This is a genomic window from Loktanella sp. M215 (genome assembly GCF_021735925.1).
GTDB lineage: Bacteria > Pseudomonadota > Alphaproteobacteria > Rhodobacterales > Rhodobacteraceae > Loktanella.
In genome coordinates, this window is record NZ_WMEA01000001.1 from 1,921,954 (window position 1) to 1,939,910 (window position 17,957).

Annotated in this window: 16 protein-coding genes; 6 read left to right on the plus strand and 10 right to left on the minus strand. The window is 64.1% G+C overall.

Annotation, left to right across the window (positions count from 1 at the left end; genetic code table 11):
- The first annotated feature begins 120 nt into the window (after positions 1-120).
- Positions 121-741: a 30S ribosomal protein S4 gene (rpsD, locus tag GLR48_RS09405; protein ID WP_237061008.1), complete on the plus strand. Its 621-nt coding sequence runs from the start codon at positions 121-123 to the stop codon at positions 739-741.
- A 65-nt stretch (positions 742-806) separates the two neighbouring features.
- Here the strand turns inward: rpsD and GLR48_RS09410 are convergent, their stop codons facing one another.
- Complete coding sequence (locus GLR48_RS09410; RefSeq protein WP_237061009.1) at positions 807-1,574, minus strand: SDR family oxidoreductase; 768 nt, start codon at positions 1,572-1,574, stop codon at positions 807-809.
- Between the two features lie 225 nt (positions 1,575-1,799).
- Here GLR48_RS09410 and hisC point away from each other — a divergent pair, with 225 nt between their 5' ends.
- The 4 genes from hisC (at position 1,800) to ileS (ending at position 7,828) form a co-directional block, all read left to right on the plus strand.
- A complete protein-coding gene (hisC, locus tag GLR48_RS09415) occupies positions 1,800-2,879 on the plus strand; it encodes a histidinol-phosphate transaminase (RefSeq protein WP_237061010.1) in 1,080 nt (359 codons plus the stop codon).
- A complete protein-coding gene (locus GLR48_RS09420) occupies positions 2,876-3,793 on the plus strand; it encodes a prephenate/arogenate dehydrogenase family protein (RefSeq protein WP_237061011.1) in 918 nt (305 codons plus the stop codon). The genes hisC and GLR48_RS09420 overlap by 4 nt, the downstream gene beginning before the upstream one ends.
- A complete protein-coding gene (locus tag GLR48_RS09425) occupies positions 3,790-4,632 on the plus strand; it encodes an extensin-like domain-containing protein (protein ID WP_237061012.1) in 843 nt (280 codons plus the stop codon). Before GLR48_RS09420 ends, GLR48_RS09425 begins: the two co-directional genes overlap by 4 nt.
- Before the next feature lie 268 nt (positions 4,633-4,900).
- The gene (gene ileS, locus GLR48_RS09430) at positions 4,901-7,828 is read left to right on the plus strand and encodes an isoleucine--tRNA ligase (RefSeq protein WP_237061013.1); all 2,928 of its coding nucleotides are present in this window, start codon (positions 4,901-4,903) and stop codon (positions 7,826-7,828) included.
- A gap of 34 nt (positions 7,829-7,862) precedes the next feature.
- On the opposite strand, the gene GLR48_RS09435 is transcribed toward ileS, so the two are convergent.
- The 6 genes from GLR48_RS09435 to GLR48_RS09460 are packed head-to-tail and all read right to left on the minus strand — an operon-like array spanning position 7,863 to position 14,089.
- The gene (locus tag GLR48_RS09435) at positions 7,863-8,936 is read right to left on the minus strand and encodes a dipeptidase (protein ID WP_237061014.1); all 1,074 of its coding nucleotides are present in this window, start codon (positions 8,934-8,936) and stop codon (positions 7,863-7,865) included.
- Positions 8,933-9,691, minus strand: coding sequence for an ABC transporter ATP-binding protein (locus GLR48_RS09440; RefSeq protein ID WP_237061015.1), 759 nt, complete (start codon positions 9,689-9,691; stop codon positions 8,933-8,935). The genes GLR48_RS09435 and GLR48_RS09440 overlap by 4 nt, the downstream gene beginning before the upstream one ends.
- Complete coding sequence (locus GLR48_RS09445) at positions 9,688-10,521, minus strand: ABC transporter ATP-binding protein (protein WP_237061016.1); 834 nt, start codon at positions 10,519-10,521, stop codon at positions 9,688-9,690. The genes GLR48_RS09440 and GLR48_RS09445 overlap by 4 nt, the downstream gene beginning before the upstream one ends.
- Positions 10,518-11,429: an ABC transporter permease gene (locus GLR48_RS09450; RefSeq protein WP_237061017.1), complete on the minus strand. Its 912-nt coding sequence runs from the start codon at positions 11,427-11,429 to the stop codon at positions 10,518-10,520. The genes GLR48_RS09445 and GLR48_RS09450 overlap by 4 nt, the downstream gene beginning before the upstream one ends.
- A complete protein-coding gene (locus GLR48_RS09455; RefSeq protein WP_237061018.1) occupies positions 11,426-12,490 on the minus strand; it encodes an ABC transporter permease in 1,065 nt (354 codons plus the stop codon). Before GLR48_RS09455 ends, GLR48_RS09450 begins: the two co-directional genes overlap by 4 nt.
- A gap of 15 nt (positions 12,491-12,505) precedes the next feature.
- Entirely contained in the window at positions 12,506-14,089 is a 1,584-nt protein-coding gene (locus GLR48_RS09460) for an ABC transporter substrate-binding protein (RefSeq protein ID WP_237061019.1), read from the minus strand.
- Between the two features lie 222 nt (positions 14,090-14,311).
- On the opposite strand from GLR48_RS09460, the gene GLR48_RS09465 reads away from it, so the two are divergent.
- Complete coding sequence (locus GLR48_RS09465; RefSeq protein ID WP_237061020.1) at positions 14,312-14,752, plus strand: PaaI family thioesterase; 441 nt, start codon at positions 14,312-14,314, stop codon at positions 14,750-14,752.
- A gap of 54 nt (positions 14,753-14,806) precedes the next feature.
- Here GLR48_RS09465 and GLR48_RS09470 read toward each other — a convergent pair whose 3' ends face one another.
- The 3 genes from GLR48_RS09470 to GLR48_RS09480 are packed head-to-tail and all read right to left on the minus strand — an operon-like array spanning position 14,807 to position 17,774.
- A complete protein-coding gene (locus GLR48_RS09470; RefSeq protein ID WP_237061021.1) occupies positions 14,807-16,189 on the minus strand; it encodes an alpha,alpha-trehalose-phosphate synthase (UDP-forming) in 1,383 nt (460 codons plus the stop codon).
- Positions 16,186-16,935, minus strand: a complete 750-nt coding sequence (otsB, locus tag GLR48_RS09475) for a trehalose-phosphatase (protein ID WP_237061022.1) — start codon at positions 16,933-16,935, stop codon at positions 16,186-16,188. The genes GLR48_RS09470 and otsB overlap by 4 nt, the downstream gene beginning before the upstream one ends.
- Entirely contained in the window at positions 16,932-17,774 is an 843-nt protein-coding gene (locus tag GLR48_RS09480; protein WP_237061023.1) for a UTP--glucose-1-phosphate uridylyltransferase, read from the minus strand. The genes otsB and GLR48_RS09480 overlap by 4 nt, the downstream gene beginning before the upstream one ends.
- Positions 17,775-17,957 lie beyond the last annotated feature (183 nt).

Genomic DNA, 17,957 nt, shown 5'->3' on the forward strand with positions numbered 1-17,957 from the left:
ATCCCCTATGCGCCCCTTTCATTGGTGTTGGTGGGCCTCGCAAGAGGACTCCTGTCGGGGTGAAAACCCAAAGGACAACGCCCTTCACGCGCAATGGCGCACAACCGAAGGAGATCAGCCGTGACCAAACGCACGTCTGCCAAGTACAAAATTGACCGCCGCATGGGCGAAAACATCTGGGGCCGTCCGAAGTCCCCGGTCAACCGTCGTGAATACGGCCCCGGCCAGCACGGCCAGCGCCGCAAGGGCAAGGTTTCCGACTTCGGCCTGCAGCTGCGCGCCAAGCAGAAGTTGAAGGGTTACTACGGCGACCTGACCGAAAAGCAGTTCCGTCGCATCTACACCGAGGCCGAGCGCGTCCGTGGTGACACCGGCGAGAACCTGATCGGCCTGCTGGAGCGTCGTCTGGACGCTGTCGTCTACCGCGCCAAGTTCGTGCCGACCGTCTTCGCCGCCCGCCAGTTCGTGAACCACGGCCACGTGACCGTGAACGGCGTCCGCGTGAACATCCCCTCCTACCGCGTGAAAGAGGGTGACGTGATCGAGGTCCGTCAGAAGTCCAAGCAGATGGAACTGGTGCTGGTTGCAGCCCAACTGCCCGAGCGTGACGTGCCCGACTACATGGAAGTCGACCACGCCAAGATGATCGCGACCTTCACCCGCACACCGACGCTGGGCGACGTGCCGTACCCGGTGACGATGGAACCGAACCTGGTCGTCGAATTCTACGCCAAGAACTAAGCCTTTCGGGGTTTCGTCTTGCAAAGGCCGTCCTTCGGGGCGGCCTTTCGCGTTTGTCGTGTCGTTCAATCCGGCGCGAATCGCCTGTTGAGCTTGCGCATGCCGCCGATCCAGCGGTCGTAATCCTGCGCCTTGTTTTGCATGTAGCCTCTGACTTGGGCGTGCGGCAGGATCAGGAAGGTCTCGTCGCGAATGGCCTGGAGGCAGGCGTCTGCCACGGCTTCCGGTTCCAGCATGCCGTCAAGACCCGCCACGTTGTCGCCCATGCCGTCCGTCATCGCCGACCGCACCGCCTGTGGACACAGGACCGAAACCTTGATCCCGGCGTCCCCATGCGTCATCGCGAGCCATTCGGCGAGGCCCACGGCCGCGTGCTTGGTGACGCCGTAAGGGGCGGCGCCGATCTGGTTCAGCAGGCCCGCAGCGCTTGCGGTATTCAACAAGTAGCCTTCGCCGCGGGCGATCATCCGGGGGACGACATGACGCGCGGCCCAGACATGCGCCATGACATTGATCGTCCAGATCCGGTCCCAGTCAGCGTCGGGGACCTCCATCCCGCCCGGTGTGAAGATGCCCGCGTTCGAGCAGAAGAGCGCGATGGGACCGATCTCGCGTTCGACGCGCGCGACTAGGTCTGCGATCTGCCGCTCTTGCGTGACGTCGATCTGGATGGCTGTGCCGTTCACGATCGCTGCGACAGCCTTTGCGCCATCGCCGTCGATATCCGCACAGACAACATGTGCAGCCCCGGCGGCGGCAAAACGTATCGCCAAAGCGCGACCGATCCCGCCGGCGGCACCTGTCACGACAACGATCCTGTTCGTCAGGTCCACGATGTGATCTCCTTCAATCTGTCACGATGTGATGCATCGAACGCGAAACGGGTCAGTCATACAAGACGAGTGGACGGCATGCGGCGCTGTTGGCCGCTGTCGCGGCCAAGGCGCCCCGCCCGCCGTCCCGCAGGGCGCCGGGTTTTTCGCGGCGTCTTGCCACTGGTCAGGCTGCCGGTTGATCGCTAGAACCACGGCAAGCCCCCTAAGACGGATCCCAGCCCGATGACTATCAAACCGCGTCCCGGCATCATGGACATCGCCTTGTATCAGGGTGGTGCAGCGCACGTCGATGGCGTGGTCAATGTGCTGAAGCTGTCGTCGAACGAAAACCCCTATGGCCCGTCCGACCGCGCGAAAGAGGCGTTCACCCGGGCGGCGCATGATTTGCACCGGTATCCCGTCACCGACCATGCCAGCCTGCGCACCGCCATCGGCGATGTCTGGCACGTCGATCCCGCGCGTGTGATCTGCGGCGTGGGCAGTGATGAAATCATCCACTTCCTGTGTCAGGCCTACACCGGGCCGGGGACCGAGGTCATCCACACCGAACATGGCTTCGGCATGTACCGCATCTCGGCCCTGGCGAACGGGGCGACTCCGGTTGAAGTGAAAGAGCACGAGCGCGTCACGGACGTCGACGCGATCCTCGCCGCCTGCACGAAGAAAACGCGGCTGGTGTTCATCGCCAATCCCAACAATCCGACCGGGACGATGATTGGTCAGGCCGAGGTGTCGCGTCTGGCCGACGGTCTGCCATCCGGTGCGATCCTCGTGCTGGACGGGGCCTATGCGGAATATGTCGAAGGGTTCGATGCCGGCCTGTCGCTGGTCGAACAGCGACAGAATGTGGTGATGACGCGCACGTTCTCCAAGATTTACGGTCTGGGCGGTCTGCGCGTCGGCTGGGGCTATGGCCCGCAGGAGATCATCGACACGCTGAACCGGGTCAGGGGGCCATTCAACCTGTCGACCGCTGCCTTGGCGGCCGCAGAGGCGGCCGTGCGCGATACCGCTTGGCTGGACCGGTGTCGCGCGGACAACGCCCGCTGGCGCGAATGGATGGCGACGGCACTCGCCGAACTCGGGGTGCCGTCCGATACCTCGACCGCGAATTTCGTGCTGGCACGGTTCACCAGCGAGGCGGAGGCAAATGCCTGCGACGACTACCTCCGGACGCAAGGCATCCTTGTGCGCCGGGTCGCGGGATACAAGTTGCCGCAGTGTCTGCGGATCACCGTGGGCGACGAATCCGCCTGCCGCCGCGTCGTGCACGCCGTGGCGCAGTTCAAGGGCGCCCGATGAGTGTCGTCTACGACAAGGTCGCCTTGATCGGTCTTGGCCTGATCGCGTCCTCAATGGCGCTGGCGATGAAGCGTGGCGGGCTGGCGGGGCAGATCACCGGCTACGCCCGTAGTCAGGACACGCGCGACATCGCCCGCGAGCTTGACCTGTGCGAGGTCTGCGATACGGCGGCCGAGGCAGTGCGGGACGCCGACCTTGTGGTGCTTTGCGTGCCGATCGGGGCCATGGGCGCGGTCATGGCCGATATCGGACCGGCGTTGAAGCCCGGTGCGACCCTGTCCGATGTGGGCTCGGTCAAGAAGGCGGTGATCGACGCTGTCTCTCCCTTCGTGCCTGAGGGTGTACATTTTGTGCCGGCGCATCCGCTGGCTGGCACAGAGCATTCTGGCCCGCGTGCGGGCTTTGCCACGCTGTTCGACAATCGCTGGTGCATCATCGTGCCCGCCGAGGGCGCCAGCCGCGCCGCGGTGGACCGGCTTGAGACGCTTTGGCAGGGTATGGGTGCCAATACGGACGAGATGGATGCAGAGCATCACGATCTGGTTCTTGCCGTGACCAGTCACACGCCGCACCTGATCGCCTACACCATGGTCGGCGTGGCCGATGATCTGCGGCGCGTCACCGACAGTGAGGTCATCAAGTACTCTGCCGCGGGTTTCAGGGACTTTACGCGTATCGCAGCCTCTGACCCCACCATGTGGCGCGACGTGTTCCTGACCAACAAGGACGCGACGCTGGAAATCCTGGGACGTTTCACCGAGGAACTCTTTGCCCTGCAGCGCGCGATCCGCACCGGCGACGGTGATCACCTGCATGCGTATTTCACCCGCACCCGCGCGATCCGGCGCGGTATCATCGACGCAGGTCAGGATACGGATGCGCCGGACTTTGGCCGGACGCCGGTGAAGCGATGAAAGGTCTTTTGCTTGGTCTGCTGATCCTGGCGTCGGCACCGGCGCTGGCGCAGGCGCCGAGTGCGACGCTGCGGCCCACCCTGCGTCCGGTCGTGACCGACGTCGAGGAGGGCGCAGCCCCCCAGAGCGAGATCGTCACGCTGCGTCCGGTCTTGCGCCCGGGCGGCAGCATCGCAGTGACTTCGCCGGCGGACGATCAGGTTGCTGCCGCCGGAACGGTCAGCCCCCTTGCGCCACAGGTCACAGATCGCCCCGCCCTGCGTCCCGCCGTCATCACGCAGCGGGCGGTCCGTCAGCAGCAGGAGTTGGCGCGGGGCCAGATCTGCGGTGACCCCGCGATCCAGGGCGAGGAGATCGCCGATATTGCGGGATCCGGCGGGTGCGGTGTGATCGGTGCGGTCCGGGTGAAATCCGTGGCAGGTATTCGTCTGACCGATCAGCCCACGATCGATTGCAACACGGCGAAGGCCCTGCGGCGCTGGGTGACCGATGGCATCATCCCGGCCGTGGGCGATACCGGCGGCGGTGTCGCGGCCCTGCGCGTGGTGGGTCATTACACCTGTCGCAACCGGGTCGGTGGCAGTGCCACGAACAACAAGCTGTCCGAACACGGACGCGGCCGCGCCGTGGATATCGGCGGCATCCAATTGAAGAACGGGCGCGAGCTGACTGTGGCGAGCGACTGGGGCAAGGGCACTGCGGGTCAAGAGCTGAAAGCGATGTGGAAGGCGGCCTGCGGTCCCTTTGGCACCGTCCTGGGGCCGGCGGCCAATGCCGCGCACCATGACCATTTTCACGTCGATACCGCGCGTTACCGCAGCGGATCTTATTGTCGTTAGGCCGAACCGATGGGCCTTACGCCGGAGGACGGGGCGGACCCTCCGGGAGGGGTGTATCTGGCCAGGTCAATGCGGAAGGTCATGGGTGACGGTGACGGTATCGCGCCATCTTTACCCCGGCTGTGCCGCTGCCTATAACGCGGGCATGATGATGCGGGTTCTGATACGAATTATGTCCCCGGCGCGCTGACGCTCAGCGCCGCCGGGTCAAGGTGCATAGCCGCCGCCCCCTTTGTCGCACCCATTTCATATCGAAGGACGCCGCCCCATGTGCGCCGACACCCCCGACACGACCCAAGCCGCCGTCGATTACAAGGACACCCTGAACCTGCCGCGCACGGATTTCCCGATGCGGGCAGGTCTGCCCAAGCGCGAGCCGGAGTGGCTGGCACGATGGGAGGAGATTGGCGTCTATGATACGCTGCGCGGCAAGGAGAACCGCGAACCCTTCATCCTGCATGACGGCCCGCCCTATGCCAACGGCCACCTGCACATCGGTCATGCGCTGAACAAGACGATCAAGGACATGATCGTGCGGTCGCGGCAGATGATGGGATTTGACGCGCGCTATGTCCCCGGCTGGGACTGCCACGGTCTGCCCATCGAATGGAAGATCGAGGAGCAATACCGCGAGAAGGGCCTGAACAAGGACGACGTGCCGATCAACGACTTCCGCGCCGAATGCCGCAAGTTCGCGGCCGGTTGGGTCGATATCCAGCGCGCCGAATTCAAGCGCATGGGGATCACCGGCAACTGGGCCGATCCTTACCTGACGATGGATTTCCACGCGGAATCCGTGATCGCCGCCGAATTCCAGAAATTCCTGATGAACGGCACCCTGTATCAGGGGTCCAAACCCGTGATGTGGTCGCCGGTGGAAAAGACGGCACTGGCCGAGGCGGAAGTCGAATACCACGACAAGGAAAGCCACACGGTCTGGGTGAAATTCCCGGTCCGTGACACCAACAATGACACGCTGAAAGGCGCATCGGTCGTGATCTGGACGACGACGCCTTGGACGATGCCGTCGAACAAGGGCATCGTCTATGCCGACGACATCTCTTACGGCGTCTATGAGGTCACAGACGCACCCGAGGGCAACTGGGTCAACGCAGGCGAACGTTACGTGCTGTCCGACAAGCTGGCCGAAGGCGTGTTTGCCAAGGCGCGCATCACCGCCTTTACCCGCATCAGCGATGCGGGCGATCTGTCGGGCACGACGCTGTCGCACCCGCTGGCCGGCACCGATGGCAGCGATGGCGAATGGGACCAGCCCCGCGATTTCCGCGCGGCCCCCTTCGTCACCGACGACGAAGGCACCGGGTTCGTGCATTGCGCGCCGTCGCACGGGATGGAGGAATTCGAACTCTACCGTGACCTTGGCATGCTGGAACAGGTCATCACATACAACGTGATGGAGGACGGGACCTTCCGCGCCGACCTGCCGTTCTTTGGCGGCAAAGCGATTTTCCGCGACAAGCCCAAGAACAAGTCATGGGAAGGCGACGCCAATACGGCCGTCATCGACAAGCTGGTCGAAGAGGGGGGCCTTTTCGCGCGTGGCAAGATCAAGCATTCCTACCCGCACTCGTGGCGGTCCAAGGCGCCAGTTATCTTCCGCAACACGCCGCAATGGTTCGCCGCGATCGACCGTGCCGTGGGGGACGGGCAGGACACCTATGGCACCACGATCCGCGAACGCGCCCTGACCAGCATCGACGAGCTGGTCACATGGACGCCGCAACGCGGCCGCAACCGCCTGCACGCGATGATCTCCCAGCGCCCCGACTGGGTGCTGTCGCGCCAGCGGGCCTGGGGCGTACCGTTGACCTGCTTCACCAAGAAGGGCGCACTGCCGACAGATCCCGACTTCCTGCTGCGCGACGAAGCCGTCAACGCCCGCATCCGCGATGCCTTCGAGGCGGAGGGCGCCGATGCCTGGTATGAGGATGGGGCGAAGGCGCGGTTCCTCGGGTCCGATTACAAGGCCGACGATTGGGATCAGGTCTTCGACATCCTCGACGTGTGGTTCGATAGCGGCTCCACCCATGCCTTCGTGCTGCGCGACCGTCCCGATGGTGCGCCCGACGGTATTGCAGACGTTTACATGGAAGGCACCGACCAGCACCGCGGCTGGTTCCATTCGTCGCTGCTGCAGGCCTGCGGCACGCTGGGCCGCGCGCCTTACAAGGCCGTCGTGACCCACGGCTTCACGCTGGACGAGAAGGGCATGAAGATGTCCAAATCGCTGGGCAATACCATCGTCCCCGAGACGATCATCAAGGAATACGGCGCCGACATCCTGCGCCTCTGGGTGGCGCAGGCGGACTATACGTCTGACCAGCGCATCGGGCCGGAGATCCTGAAAGGCACCGCCGACAGTTATCGCCGGTTGCGTAATACCATGCGCTTCATGCTGGGATCGCTCGCCGACGTGACCGAGGCCGACCGCGTGTCCCGCGACCAGATGCCGGAGCTGGAGCAGTGGGTGCTGCACCGTCTGGCGGAACTCGATGATGTCGTGCGCAAGGGCTATGCCGCGTACGATTTCCAGGGTGTGTTCCGGGCGATTTTCGACTTCGCCACGCTGGACCTGTCGGCCTTCTACTTCGACATCCGCAAGGACGCGCTCTATTGCGACGGCGACACCGCACGCCGCCGGGCCGCGCGCACGGTGCTGGAGCTGTTGTTCGACCGGTTGACCACATGGCTTGCGCCCATCCTGTGCTTTACGATGGAAGAAGTCTGGCTGGAGCGTCATTCCGGCCCGGTGTCGTCCGTCCACCTGCAGGACTTCCCGGACACGCCCGCCGACTGGCTGGACGCCAGCCTTGCCGCGAAATGGACCTCGGTCCGCCGCGTCCGCCGGGTCGTCACCGGCGCGCTGGAGGTCAAGCGCACCGAAAAGGTCATCGGCGCATCATTGGAGGCGGCACCGGTCGTCCACGTGACCGACGCCGAGGCCGCGATCCTGAAAACGCTGTCCTTTGACGACCTTTGCATCACCAGCGGCATCGAGATCAGCACCGATCCCGCGCCGGCAGAGGCATTCCGCATCGAGGACATTCAGGATGTCGGTGTGGTGTTCGAGCGGGCAGAGGGGCAAAAATGCCAGCGCTGCTGGAAGATCCTGCCGGATGTGGGCCAGCATTCCCATCAAGGCGTCTGCGCCCGCTGCGAGGCGGCGCTGGGCTGACTGACAGGGCCGGGCAAGACCCGGCCCTTTTCAGTTATACCTTCCAGGTCCGGTCCAGGACCGCGAACCAATTTGCATGACACAGCTTGGTCATCAGCGCGGCACCGTAGCCGTGCGCCGTCAGTGCGTCGCGCAAGCCGTTCAACCCGGCCACGTCACCCATGACCGCCGGCACCTGCGCCCCGTCGAAGTCCGACCCGAAGCCCACGTGATCCTCGCCCAGACGGTCGATCAGGTAGTCCAGATGCCGCAGCATCGGATCCCAGCCGCGATCGTCCGCCTTGACGCCGTCGGCATTCAGGAACCCGGTGGCATAGTTCAGACCGACCATGCCGCCGGTGTCGCGGATGATGTCCAGCTGCCGGTCCGTCAGGTTGCGGGCCGAGGGCGTGACCGCATGGGCGTTGGAATGGGTCGCCACCAGCGGCGCGTCCGACAGGGCGGCCACATCGTTGAACCCCGCCTCGTTCAGATGCGACAGGTCCAGCATGATGCCCAGTTCGTTGCACAGTCTGACCAGATCCTTGCCCGCGTCCGTGAGGCCGGGGCCGGTGTCCGGCGACGACGGAAAGGCGAAGGGCACACCGTGGCCAAAGACGGTCGGGCGGCTCCAGACCGGGCCGATGGACCGCAGGCCCATGTCGTGGAACAGATAAAGCGCGTCGAGGTCGGCGGCGATCGGCTCTGCCCCCTCGATATGCATGATGGCCGAGATGATGCCGCGCGCTTGACAGTCGCGCAATTCGGCCACCGTGCGGCAGATGCGGAACTGACCGTCAGAGGCGCGTTCCATCCATTTCAGATGCCCGGCCATGGCCAGCGCCACGGGCATCGCGCTGACTTGGTCGATCAGCGGGGGCAGGGGGACCGTGTAGGGCGGGTGCGCCATCAGGTCGTCGATGTCGTAGGGCATGTCGGGCGAGGAGATATAGATCGCAAAGAATCCGCCGCCGAAGCCGCCCCGCTTCATCCGTGGCAGGTCGAGGTGGCCGTGACCGGTATCGGTTAGCCATGTTGCGCTGCGGTTGGCGGGGTCGCGCAACAGGCGCAGCAGAAAATCGTTGTGACCGTCGAAGATCATCGGTGTGTCGGTCGTCGTCTCGGTCATGGGCCCTTGAATCCTTCGCTGGCGACCAGCAGTTGGCGTGTGTAATCCTTGGTCGCCGCGCGGGACTGCAGTGCCTGGCGCGTCAGTTCCTCGACCTTCGCGCCGTGCTGCATCACCAGCAGGCGCTCGCACATGTGCGACACGACGGCGAGGTCGTGGCTGACCAGCACGTAAGTGAGCCCCTTTTCGACGCGCAGGGCATCGAGCAGGTTCAGCACCTCGGCCTGAATGGACGCATCCAGCGCCGAGGTCGGCTCGTCCAGCAGCAGGATTTGGGGTTCCAGAATCAACGCGCGCGCAATGGCAACGCGCTGGCGCTGCCCGCCCGACAGCTGGTGCGGATAGCGGAAGCGGAAGCCTTTGCCGAGGCCCACGTCGTCCAATGCCCGCTCAATCCGCGTCTCGGCATCCTTGAACCCGTGAATCGCCAACGGTTCCGACAGCACCCGGTCGATCGTGTGGCGCGGATGGATGGACCCGTAGGGGTCCTGAAAGACCATCTGCACCTGACGGTAGAACGCCGGATCGCGAGGGGTCTTCAACGGCTTGCCGCCGATGTGCACGGTGCCGCCGGTTATCGGTGCCAGCCCGCAGATCGCCCGCAGGACGGTGGACTTGCCCGATCCGCTTTCGCCGACCAGACCGAAACTCTCGCCCTTTTGCACATCGAAACTGACGCCGCGCACAGCCTGCACTTGGCTGCGGCCCGACCGATAGGTGACGGCGAGATCGCGGACTTCGATCAACGCGCTCATGCCAGCCACGCCGGGTCGCGGGTCAGGGTCGGCAGGGGGGCGCTGTCGCCATCGATCTGCGGCAGGCAGTTCAGCAGGCCCTGCGTATAGGGGTGCTGCGCGTGTTTCAGGTCGCGGGCGGCGATTTCCTCGACCACGCGGCCAGCGTACATCACCAGCACCCGGTCACAGAAGGACGACACCAGCCGCAGGTCGTGGCTGATGAAGATCAGGCCCATCCCCCGGTCGCGCACCAGATCGTCGAGGATCTTCAGCACATCCAGCTGCACAGTCACGTCCAATGCCGAAGTCACCTCGTCCGCGATCAGCAGGTCAGGCTCCGCGATCAGCATCATCGCGATCATGGCACGCTGGCCCATGCCGCCCGACAGCTCGTGCGGGTAGGCGCGAAAGACGCGGTCCGGGTCGCGGATCTGCACCGCCTCCAGCATGGCGATGGCCTTGGCGCGGGCGTCAGCGCGGGATGCGTCGCCACGGCGGCGATAGGCCTCCACGATCTGGCGGCCGATGGTCATGACGGGGTTCAGGGAATACTTCGGGTCCTGCATGATCATGCTCATGCGCGGGCCCCGCAGGCTACGCCATGTCGTGGCGGAGGCTTTGCGCAGGTCGATCCCGTCGAAACTCAACTTGTCCGCCGTCACTGTCCCGCTTGCTGGGGTTAGTCCAAGTATGGCGCGACCGGTCTGGCTCTTGCCGGACCCGCTTTCGCCCACGATCCCCAGCCGCTCGCGGCCCAGCGTAAATGATACGTCGCGAACGACCCGCACGGGCCCGTCGCGGGACGGAAAGGCGACGTTCAGCCCTTCCACTTGAAGCATGTCGGTCATGTCTCGCCTTTCGGGTCCAGCACGTCGCGCAGACCGTCGCCCAGCAGGTTGAAGCCCAGCGAGACGACGAAGATCGCGATGCCCGGCATGGTTGCGACCCACCAGAAGTCGATCATAAATCGACGTCCTGCGGCGATCATCGCGCCCCATTCCGGCTGCGGCGGTTGCGCGCCAAGGCCGAGGAACCCGAGGCCAGCAGCGGTCAGGATGATCCCCGCCATGTCGAGCGTGACGCGGACGATCACGGAGCTCAGGCATAGCGGCACCACGTGCCCCCAGATGATCCGCGCCGACCCGGCCCCCTGCAAGCGGATCGCCGCGATGTAGTCGGCGTCACGGATCTGCATGGTCTCGGCGCGGGCTAGACGCGCGTAGGGTGGCCAGCTAGTGATCGCGATGGCGATGATCGCATTCTCGATCCCCGGTCCCAAGGCCGCGACGAAGGCGAGTGCAAGAATCAGGCGCGGGAAGGCGAGGAAGATGTCGGTAATCCGCATCAGCACCACATCGACCCAGCCGCCGAAATACCCGGCAGTCGTTCCTACGGCCAAGCCGATCGGCGTCGCGATCACGGCCACCAGCGCCACGACCATCAACGTCAGCCGAGAGCCGTGCACGATCCGGCTGAAGATGTCGCGCGCCTGATCGTCGGTTCCCATCAGATGCGCCCACGACGGCGGCAGCAGGCGTTCGGTCCGCAGATCGCCGCCGACAATGGGATTGTAGGGGGCGATGACGTTGGCGAAGATCGCCATCAGGATCAGCACCACGACGATGCCCAGACCGACCATCGCCAGCTTGTTACGACGCAGCTGCGACCACGTCCGGTAGGCCTGTCCCAGACGGGCCTGACGGCGGGACGCCGGGCGGTCTGACAGCAGCCAGTCGCGGGTGGAGACGTCACTCATGTCCGCCGCCTGACGCGCGGGTCGAGCACGGTGTAAAGAAGATCGCTCAAAAGGTTCAGTCCCACGAAGATGATGCCGATAACCAGCGTACCGCCCAGCACCGCGTTCATATCGGCGTTCTGCAAGCTGTTGGTCAGGTATTGCCCAAGGCCGGGCCAGGCAAAGACGGTCTCGGTCAGCACGGAACCCTCCAACAGGCCCGCGTAGGACAGGGCGATTACGGTCACCAGCGGCACGGCGGCGTTGCGCAGGGCGTGGACCCAGATGATCCGCCATTCGGGCACGCCCTTGACCCGGGCGGCGATGATGTATTCCTGACCCAGCTCTGCCAGCATGAAGGACCGCGTCATGCGGCTGATGTAGGCCATCGAGAAATAACCCAGCAGCGTCGCGGGCAGCGCCAGATGTGCCACCACGTTACGGAAGGCGTCCCACTGGCCCTGCATCGCGGTGTCGAACAGCAGAATGCCCGTCGTCTGGGTGAAGTTGTATTCATAGGCGATGTCGATACGCCCCGGTCCCGCGACCCACTGCAGCTTGGCATAGAACACCAGCAGGCCCAGCAGCCCCAGCCAGAAGATCGGCGCCGAATAGCCGACAAGGCCCACGACGCGGATCACCTGATCCGGCAACTTGCCCTGCCGCACGGCACCCCAGACGCCGAGCGGCACACCGAACAGGGTGCCGAGGATGATGCCGGCGGTCGCCAGTTCCAACGTGGCTGGAAAGACGCGCCTGATATCCTCGATAATGGGTTTCTTGGTCAGGACGGATGTGCCCAGATCGCCGGACAGCGCCTGCTGCAGATAGATCCAGAACTGCTGATACAGCGGCTTGTCCAGCCCAAGGGCGATATAAGCCGCATCATAGGTGGATTTCGACGCCCGGTCGCCCACGACGGCCAGCACCGGATCGACGGGCACGACGCGCCCGATCAGAAAGGTCACGACCAGCAGGCCCAGAAAGGTGATCGCAACGGTGGCGACCAGCTTTCCGGCCTTCAGACCGAGCAGAGGAAGGGCGCCCCAGCGCCCTCCCTCGTTGGCAGGCGAGACGCTCATTCCGTTTTGGTCACTTCACGGAAGGAGTTGTCGTTGAACGATGGCCCGATGATGAAGCCGTCGACGTTCTTGCGCAGGCCCAGAACCTCGATCTCCTGGAACATGAATGACGAAGGGGGAATTCTCCTCCACCTCTTTCTGCATGACCTGATACATCTCGGCACGCTTGGCGGAATCGGGCTCCAGCACGGCAGCATCGGCCTCGGCGGTCAGCTCGGGGATATCCCAGGCGTTGCGCCAGGCCAGCGGCTTGGACGCCGCATCGTCAGAGTTGTCGGGGTTGCGCGCGAAGGTGTCGGCGTTGGTGTGCGGGTCCTGATAGTCCGGCCCCCAGCGCCCGATATAGATATCGTGGCTGCGGGCGCGATACTTGGTCAGCGTCTGCTGGCCGTCGCCGGGGATGATCTCCAACGTGATGCCGGCCTGCGCCATGGTCTGCTGGATGGCTTCGGCGATCGCTGTGATTTCCGGCGTGTTGCGGGTGTCCATGGTCACGGTGAAACCGTCTGCATAACCGGCCTCTGCCAGCAGCGACTTCGCCTTTTCCACGTCAAGGGCATAGGGGTTGTCGTCCAGCGCACCAAGGAAGCCTTCGGGCAGGAACGCCTGATGGACCTTGACCTTGCCATTCATGATCGTGTCGGCAATCGCCTGATAATCCACAAGGTATTTCATCGCCTCGGCGACCTTGGGGTTCTTCAGGTATTCGTTCTTCTGGTTCAGACCCATGTAATAGATCGAGCCCTTGATGCCGTCCTCGATCTTGATGTCGGGGCTGTCGGCCAGTGCCACGATCTCTTCGGCGCCCAGGTTGCGGGCGATGTCGATGTCGCCCTGCTCTAGCAGCAGGCGCTGGGTGGATCCTTCGGGGATGTTGCGATAGATCGCGCGGGCCATGGCGGGCGCGTCACCGGAGTAGTTGTCGTTGCGCTCCATCACGACGACCTCGTTGGCGCGCCATTCGCGGATCGTGAAGGGGCCGGAGCCTGCGTAGTTCGTCTTCAGCCACGCATAGCCGAAATCGCCGTCGGCTTCGTGGCTTGCGACCAGGTCCTTGTCCACGACAAAGCCCACGGTCGCCGTCAGGCAATAAAGCAGCAGGGTCGGGGCATAGGCCTTGTCCATCTCCAGCTCGAAGGTCATGTCGCCGGTCTGGCGCACCATCTGGTCGACATTGTCGGCTGACAATCCGAACTGCGTCAGGATGAACGCTGGCGACTTGTCCAGCTTGACCGCGCGCTGGATCGAATAGACCGGATCGGCGGCGGTGATCGGGTTACCAGAGGCGAACGTCATGTCCGGTTTGATGGTGAAAGTGAAGGTCTTGCCGTCCTCGGACACCTCCCACTTTTCGGCGATCACGCCGAAGATGTTGGATACGTCGTTCACGTCATAACCGACCAGCGGCTGGTAGCTGTTTCCGAGGATCTCGGAGGCGGTGAATTCGAACACCTCTGCGGGATCGAGAGAGATGATGTCATCGAGTTGCCACGCCTGAATCAGCGTATCGGGCGGCGTTTCCGCCATCACCGGGGCGCTGGACAGGCCGAAGGTCGCGCTGACCATCGCGGCAGCGACAAGTTTCGTGAAATGGGTCATGTTGTTTTCCCTGTTGGTAAGGTGAACGGGCCTGCATCCTTGTCCGGCCGGACGCTTTGGCACCTGTGACCGCAGTAGGCGCAGGCATCACAGAACTGTCAAGACGGTCACAGCGCCCTTTGGTCAGATACCCTGACGCAATTTCAGACGGCCCATAAAGGGTGCGCTTTCGCTTTTTCGCCGGTCATGTAGGATCACCCGACACCACCGAAAGGCCCGCCCATGCCAGACCTGCGCAACCCCGACGCCCTGACCCGGATGCGTGCCGATTTCGACCGGCAGGGCATCATGGCGACGCTGGGCGTCACCGTGGCAGAGGTTGTGCCGGGCCGCGTTACCCTGACCCTGCCGTTCAGGCCTGACCTGACGCAGCACCACGGCTTTCTGCACGCCGGCGTTCTGACGACGGCGATGGACAGCGCCGCGGGCTTTGCCGCCTTTACCCTGATGGACGCCGATGCAGAGGTATTGACCGCAGAGTTCAAGGCCAGCTTTCTGGCCCCCGCGCGGGGTCAGACATTCCGCATTGTCGGCGACGTCCTCCGGTCCGGGCGCACCCTGACCTTTACCGAAGCACGTGCCTACGCCGACGACACCGATACCGTCATCGCGACCCTCTCGGCCACGATGATGGCCGTGCGCAACCCCGGTCTGCGGGGCTGACGCCACGGGTTGCGTGTGGCATTGCAATGCGCCGGCACTGGACGGCGACGTGACTTAGGCGGATTCCGGCTCGGTCTGCGTCGCTGACAGCCGGGCCATGGTGGCAAGATACGTGTCCGTCCAGTGACCGACACTTTCCTTCATCACACCTTTCAGCAGCACCGCATGACGCTCGCGGCGTTCTTCAAGGGGCATGGCGAGTGCGGTACGCAGCGCCTCGGCCATCTCTCCGATGTCGTAGGGGTTCACGATCAGGGCCGCCGCCATCTGCTCTGCGGCACCGGCGAATTGCGACAGGATCAGCACGCCGGGATCGTCGGGATCCTGTGCCGCGACATATTCCTTGGCGACAAGGTTCATGCCATCGCAGAACGGCGTGACGAACCCGACATCCGCGGCACGATACAGCGACGCCAGCGTGTCGCGCGGAATGCCGCGATGGATATAGCGGATCGGGGTCCAGTCCAGATCGGAGTGCAGACCGTTCACCTTGCCGGTGATCCGTTCCATCTCGCTGCGGATGTTCTGGTAGGCTGCGACCTCCTCTCGGGTCGGCGGCGCGATCTGCAGCAAGGACGCGCGCGGATTGTCGTCACGCCGCGCCTCAAGGTAGCGGCCGAAGGCGCGCAGGCGGTTGTCCAGCCCCTTGGAATAATCCAGCCGGTCCACGCCGATCACCAACCGCTCATCCGGCGCGAGACTAAGCAGATCGCGCCCGCTCCCTCGCGTGGCCTCTGCGGCAAAGGCCGCGGCGTCGATCCCAATCGGAAAGCTGCGAATCTCGAATCCGCGGTTGCGGTAACGCAGCGATCCGTCGCGCAACTGCTCTGCCCCGGCCAGGCTGCGATACATTTCCAGCGCGGCGGCGACGTCGCGCTGCGTCTGCAAACCGACAAGGTCGAAGCTGGCGATCCACTGGGGAAAGATGTCGTGTTCCGGCAGGGCCATCAGGTCGTGAACGGCCGGGAAGGGGATATGGTGAAAATAGCCCAGCGTCGCGGTCACACCTTCGGCGCGCAGACAGGCGGCCAGCGGCAAGAAGTGATAATCGTGGATCCAGACCTGATCGTCGGGCTGCAGATCGCGCGCCATCATCTTTGCCAGACGGCGGTTCACACCCAAATAGCTTTCGAAATCGCCGCCATTCAGCGCCATCAGATCGGCGCGGCGGTGACACAGGGGCCACAGCACCGAATTGGCGTAGCCCAGGTAATAACCCTCATGCTCGGCCTGCGTCAGATCGAAGGTGCGCATGTCATAGCTGTCGCCGGGCACGTCTGTCAGCGTATCGTCAGCGGTCGCCGTGATTTCACCGGACGTGCCGTACCAGATGCCGCCTTGTGTTGTCAGGCATTCGTGCAACGCCACGACCAGCCCGCCAGCCGGCGGGCCGTCAGAGGGGACTCGGTTCGAGACGACGATCAGGCGCCCGGTCATGCGGCACCTTGCGCGGTCAAGTCCTGCAGCAGACGCCGCACCGCTGCGGGATCGGGCAGGCGGTAAGCGGCACAGGTGTCGCCGTCGCCCACGCGAATGCTGAAACCGCCCCGTTCATTTGCGACGACCATCGCCTCTTCATCGGTGACGTCGTCGCCGATGACGGTGGGACGGATGCCCTTTGGCTGATCGTCCATGACCCTGCGCACCGCCCCCGCCTTGCTGGCATCGGCGGGCCGGATCTCATAGGCCATCTTCGAGGTGTGGAGCTCCATCCCATCGGCCGCATCCGCAATGCCTTGGGCGGCGACAAGGGCGTCATTCGCCGCATCGGGCGCGCCGCGATAATGAATGACGGCCCCGGTATCCTTGGTTTCCAGCGTCAGACCGGCGACTGCGGCAACGTCCTTGCGCGCCCGCGTCTGGACATCTGCAACGACTTTGCTGCCGACCAGCGCGTGGCGCGCCAATGTGCCGTTGCGCCGCGCCTCTGCCCCATGTGCACCGAAGATATCGCCGGGAAAGTCAGGCAAAAACCGCTCCAGCGTCGCAATTTCGCGACCGGACACGAGGGCCAACCGCCCGTCAAGACGGCGATGCAGACGCGACAAAAGCTCGGACAGATCGGCCGGCACCGTGATGCCATCCGGCGTCGGTGCCAGTTCGACCAATGTCCCGTCGAAGTCGAGGAAGAGGTAGATGTCGTCGGTCGTCAGATTGCTTAATATGTCGGCGCTCTCTGTCATTCCGCCGCCAGAGCGCAGGCCAGTTCCGCCGCGCGGGCGTTTGCCGCCCCCAGCAAACCCGCGTGCGATCCGCAATCGTGGCGCGACCCGGAAAACCGGAATCCGGACAGCGCCAAGTCCCGCGCATCGGCGGCAATCGCGTCGGTCAGCTGGTATTCGCCGCCTGCACCGGGTTCCAGTGCGCGAAGCGCATCAAAGATTCGCGTATCAAGAATGTAGCGGCCCACTGCGGCCAATCGCGAAGGTGCGACGTCTGGTGAGGGCTTTTCCACCAGTTCGGACGCCTGTACGATCCGGCCGACCGATGCATCGGCCAAGGGCCGGAATATGCCGTATTTCGATACGTCCTGCTCTGGCACATCCATGGCCGCGATCATGTGACCGGCCTCGTAGGCTTCTGCCATCTCTGGCAGGCAGGACCGCCCGAGGATGACGTCATCGGGCAGGATCACGCCGAAAGCGTCGCCGCGCACATGGTCAGCGGCCATCAGCACAGCATGACCCAGCCCCAGCGGTTCTTCCTGATCGACAAAGATTACTTCGACATCCCGCCCGAGCGTGATGTCCTCGAGCGCGTGCGCCAGTTGCGCCTTGCCGTCGTTTTTCAGCACGCCCAACAGCTCTGCATCGGGCTGAAGATATTCATTGATGGCCCGTTTGGACGCATGGGTGATGAACACAAGGCGCTTGGCACCGGCGGCAAGGGCCTCATCGACTGCGAACTGCAGGATCGGCTTGTCGTAGACCGGCAGCAGCTCTTTCGGCACCGACTTTGTCACCGGCAGGAGGCGGGTTCCGCGACCGGCAACCGGAAAGACGACGGTATCCAAGACTGGCATGTGATGATCTCCTGAAAGTGATGCTGCACTTGCATAACACCTGCGAGCGGCATCTGTTCCAGCCGCGTATTTGAATCCAGCGCAGGCGCAGGCGATTTGCCGCGCAACTGGGCGATGTGTCGGAAATTCCAGCAACCTGAGGATGGCAAAGGACCGCTGCCGCCTGCGGGCAAGAGGCGCGTG